At 55.0% G+C, this 4,985-nt stretch carries 2 protein-coding genes; both read right to left on the reverse strand.

Annotation, left to right across the window (positions count from 1 at the left end; genetic code table 11):
- Window positions 1-550: 550 nt before the first annotated feature.
- Window positions 551-3,700 carry an RCC1 domain-containing protein gene (locus tag AC0AP0_RS08920; protein ID WP_490430207.1) on the reverse strand — a complete coding sequence of 1,050 codons (3,150 nt, stop codon included), beginning with the start codon at window positions 3,698-3,700 and terminating at the stop codon, window positions 551-553.
- Window positions 3,701-4,251: 551 nt separating this feature from the next.
- On the reverse strand, window positions 4,252-4,985 hold a 734-nt coding region (locus AC0AP0_RS08925), incomplete at its 5' end, for an undecaprenyl-diphosphate phosphatase (protein ID WP_490430208.1).

The following is a 4,985-nucleotide window of genomic DNA, read 5'->3' on the forward strand; positions in this document are numbered from 1 at the left end:
GACCGCAGGAGTGCTGAAGTGCCGAATGAATTTTCATGGTAACGCAAGAAGGCGGCTGAATCTTGCTTTTCGCAAACTCGGCCAGTCGTCCAGACTTAACTTCATAACCGAGCTGTTTCCCATGGATTAAGTATGCCAGAACGAGATTGGAAGCCTAGTAATCACGGAAAACCGAGGGTCTTTAAAGCCGAGCATCATTTTCTGATGCGTGCCCAGGACAAGATGTAAGAACAATGTGAGACTGATCACGTGTCATAGTATCGGTGAATTTTCATAGACACATTGCATTGGGTTCTGTATAGGTCTGTTCGTTATGAAAGAACGACAACAGCCGACTTGGCTTGAAACTATGGATTCCTATGCAGGTCGCCCATGTTTTATCTAGATCTGGGCACCTGCCCGGCTGAGCTTCCTATTTCTTGAGGAAAACGTAGTGTGTGGGGGGTGGGAGGTATGTCGGCTCGCTTGGGGATGAGCCTTATGTGACACATGCCTCCTTATGCCCCCCGTAGGGCCGCAGCTAGGGGGATTAATCTGCCCGCGGCCCGTCTTACTCGTGTGAAGCGTATAGAAGTAGATGCTGTTCTCTTCGGTGGCGGCGTGAGGCCAGGACTCCACCCATGCTGGTCGTGCCGGCGGCAAGGGCGAGTAGAAAACCTTCTCCGCCGGCGCTAGGGAGCACGCCAGCAGGTGTGTACGGCGTATACGTATAGGTAAGGGAGGTGTATGGCTTCTGGGCTATGTCGCCTAGTTTGTAGTCAACGCTAACCTTGACCTGGCCTGGTTCATGTGCAGGCGTGACCACGGTGACACTGTTGCTGTTGCTGACAGGGGTCAGATCGGTGGCAGGACTGGTATCAAAACTGACTGCGGTAATTACTGGCTGCGACGGGAACATCACCGGCACAGGTGCCAGACTCTGATTTCCTGCGTCAGGATTGCCAAGAACTCCATATCCCTCTCCCCATGCTTTTGCGTTCCCGTCTGCGTCAATAGCTAGCGCGTGACCTTCTCCTGCGCTTACTTGAGCGGCATTCAGCCAGGGGCCAGCCGAAGTCTCGGATTGCGTGGAGTCTAGCACCTTTACAGGGGAAAGCCGATCGTTGGTAGTATTGTCGCCGAGCTGACCATCTTCATTGTTTCCCCATGCCCAGGCGTTACCGTCATTGTCGATAGCCAGCGAATAATTCGTTCCGCCGCTAATTTGTACGACATTCAGTACTTTACTGACATCATTTGGGTCCTGAATTTGCACGGGAAGGTCCGAATAGCCACCCTTGGTGCCATTGCCGAGCTGACCATATTCATTGCTTCCCCATGCCCAAGCATTACCATTCGAGTCAATAGCCAGTGAAGTCGTCAATCCGGCGCTAACCTGCGAAACTTTAACGGTGCCAGTGTTCTTAGGAAACTTAACCAATATGGGATTAGGGTTCTCATGCCAGTCGGTCGTAGTTCCGTTGCCGAGCTGACCATCACTGTTCTGTCCCCATGCCCAGGCGTTACCATTTGTATCGACTGCCAGCGAATGCCTGTCTCCGGCGCTTACCTGCACCGCACTCGTTGTATTACTGGGGAATAGCACCCGCGTAGGATACCACGAGTTGTATGTACTACCTTTACCAAGCTGGCCATATGGATTTTGTCCGCATGCCCAAATGTTTCCATTTTTATCGACAGCTAGTGAAAAAGCCGGTCCAGCACTCACCTGTACGGCAGCCAGTCCCTTGCTAGAATTATTGCCATCGTGCATGCGCACGGGAACAGATGAACGATTCTCATATCCTTTTTCATTGTTACCGAGCTGGCCAAACGCGCCATCTCCCCAAGCGTACACGTATCCGTCACTGCCCAAAGCCATCGAATGGTCTTCTCCGGCGCTGACCTGCACGTAGGTAAAATCTGTCGGCGCGCCTATAGGCTTTTTCACCTTGACCGGCGTAGTCCGGCTGATTTCCGTCCCGTCGCCGAGCTCGCCGTACATGTTGTCCCCCCAGGCGTAGGCGTTCCCGTCACTGCCCACAGCCAAGGAAAATCTACCGTAAGTTGCTGATGCGCTGACCTGGTTGAATTTGATGCCACTGCTGCTGTCTGGCGGTGTGATGACGGTCTGTTGCCCGCCTAGCTGGCTGCCCTTGTCGGGGTTGATGCTCCATGTGTTGTTCTGCTTGTTGGGTGTCCATTTGGCAGTGAGGGTGAGGTTCTCGGTGACGGGCTTGCTGAAGTTGTAGGCGACCTCCCCAATGAACCACCCATCGAACTGGTAGCCATCACGTACGGGGTCGGGAGAAGGCCGTTTCACCCTGCCGTATGGGTAGGAGACACTCTGATCTCCGGGTTTGGTGCTTCCGCCGTCCGTCTCGAAGGTGACCTGGTAGGTGGAGACTTTCCGGGCGTTCCGTAACAGCGGCTGGTCGACGGTATAGTCCAGGCTTCTGGTGAAGGGCTGGCCGTCCTGCCTGCCGGCGAGTGTAATAGCGGCAGGCCCAGGCTTGTGCGCGGATGTCTGCACTTGCCAGGCGTCGCCGGTCTTGGTGAGTTTGAGTGGCTCGCTATCCAAGTTGGCTGATTCCACGGTGGGTATCGTGGTGGTGTTGATTCTTACCGGTTTGCTGGACTGACCCTGCTCGTCAAGGTTCCACTTGGACATTTTCCCCTGCCGGTCAACTGCTGTGATCCAGTTTTCGGAGGTTACAGCCTGCAGATACCGCTGGTTCCCTCTGTCCGCGCGCACAGGCGTCTCACGAGGCTGCCAGGTCCAAAGGTGGCCTTTGGAATTAACAACAGTTGCTTGTGTGGCATCACTGTTTATGGTTGTGGCGGCAGAACTGTCGGGCAAAACCAGTAGCTCTGGTTGGGGCTGCCCGTTATCAAGATAGCTAATTTGACCTGATGAGTTTAAAAGCACAAAGCCATGAACCATGGCCGATATCTGGGTAACACGATTGGCAAGCTTAATAGGTTGGATCTGATCCGTATTGGTTGCAGTTGGCTTGCAAATCCAAACGTTACCCTGACGGTCCAAGGCGAGAAGATGATCAGCGTTGCCTATTGCCTCAACCGCTAAGGCCTGTCTGGGCAGGCTTATAGTTTTCACTGCAGACTTCCAAAATAGTTTCTGACTGTTTGACTCCACCTGACTAACCCATGTGTGGATATGGCCCTCTTGATCCACTGCCATGAGGCGGTCATTGGTCATGGCAATGCTGGTGTAGGTTGTGGAATCTGCGTTAAGTAACGCAGGTGTATCTCCGCTCTTTCTCCAAGCGTAGATGCGGTGAGCCCGGCTCAAGGCCGCGTAGCCGTTCTCACCAATGACTCCCCTTATGAATCGTACGTCGCCTGACTCACCTTGGGGCGACGGCACCTGAGCAGGCATCTTAGCGTTCGATGTCCACGTGAACAGACGTCCATCGCCTGTCACACCAATAACTCTGTCAGCATGTGCTTCCAAAGCGCTGAACGAAGGCGAATCTGCACTTGGTGGTGAAATGGTTATGCTGGTGCCGCCGGAAGCCGGACCATGGTCGGGACTCAGAGTCCAATCAGTAACCGCGGTCCACTTGGCCTTTAAGGTGATGTCTCTGGTAATCGGGGTGCGGAAATCCATGATTCCGTCATGCTCCGCCCAGCCGTCAAAACGATAGCCGTCACGCTGCGGATTGCGAATAGGCGGTGACGCCAAGGAACCATCCGGCACAGTTACGCGTTCTGCTTTGCCTCCATTGGCAGAATCAAATACCACGGTGTGGGAATCGCCAGTAGCTGACTGGGTTTTAGCATCCTCGTGGGAATTGCTCGGAGTTGATTCCGGTGTTTTGTAAAGGTCTGTTTGAGATTGAGCAGGCGACGGTGAAACAGATGAAGTCGTCAGCGGCGACGGAGAAGGCAGACTAGTAGGTTGTAAATTGCTAAGCGAACCGTTATCTACCGGATCGGTATAGCGACCCCCCCCCCCCGTTGACATCTGAGTCGGAGGCGAAAACGGTGCCGGCAGCCATGCCGGTCAGAAGCAGGGGTATCAGCACCAATGTTGATATGAGTGACCGAAGACCAAACCTATGACTGCGAGAATCAGCAGACGTAGACGACGAAACCACTTCAAACCTCCCCAAAACTCATGATGCCTTATTTACCGCAGACCTTATAGAGGCCTGGACTGATTCCACCCCTAAGAACCATGGACAACATGCAAAAAAATATTATCACGCATTCAGGAGAGCGTCGAATTCCTCGGCAGTTCTTGCAGGCTCAGTTGGCCGCCACGCCGCCTACGGCGGGCAGGGCGCCGACCATAAGCATGATGGCAACAAAGATGGCCAGGCCGATCCGGTAGATGACGAATCCCCGGTAGGAGAAGCGCGAGACGATCTTCAAAAAGGCGATGATGACGATGTATCCCAGCAGGAAGCTGACAATGGTGGCGCAGATGGTGGCTCCCCAGCCGGGGAAGGCGGCGTCCGCGTTGATGTTCTTCAAGGATTTTACCGTCTCGAGGATGCCGGCACCGAAGACGGCGGGGATGGCCATGAGGAAGCTGACCCGGGTGGCGGACTCGCGGGTATAGCCCAGGGCGCGGCCGAAGGTCATGGTGCCGCCCGAGCGGGATACGCCGGGGATCAGTGCCAGCATCTGCCCGATGCCAAAGAGCAGGGCGTCCCGGGCGTTCATCTGGCGGATCTCCTTGTTCTGGCGGCCGTGGCGGTCGAAGTAGTCCAGCAGGAGGCCGAAGACGATCAGCACCACCACGGTGATCCAGAGGTTGCGCAGCTTGGTTTCGATTATCTTCTGGAAGAGCAGGCCCGCCACAACGATGGGCAGGGTTCCCAGAATGATGTACCAGCCCAGGGCCGCATCATGGTCCTTGGAACCCATCCGCTCGCGCCAGGAGGAGCCGTCCTTGCCGGTCAGGCAACGGAACCAGTGGGTCAGTATGCGGGCAATGTCATGCCGGAAGTAGAGCAGGACCGCCAGCTCGGTGCCGA

This window comes from Bifidobacterium sp. POST2/T3 (B1) (genome assembly GCF_058197115.1).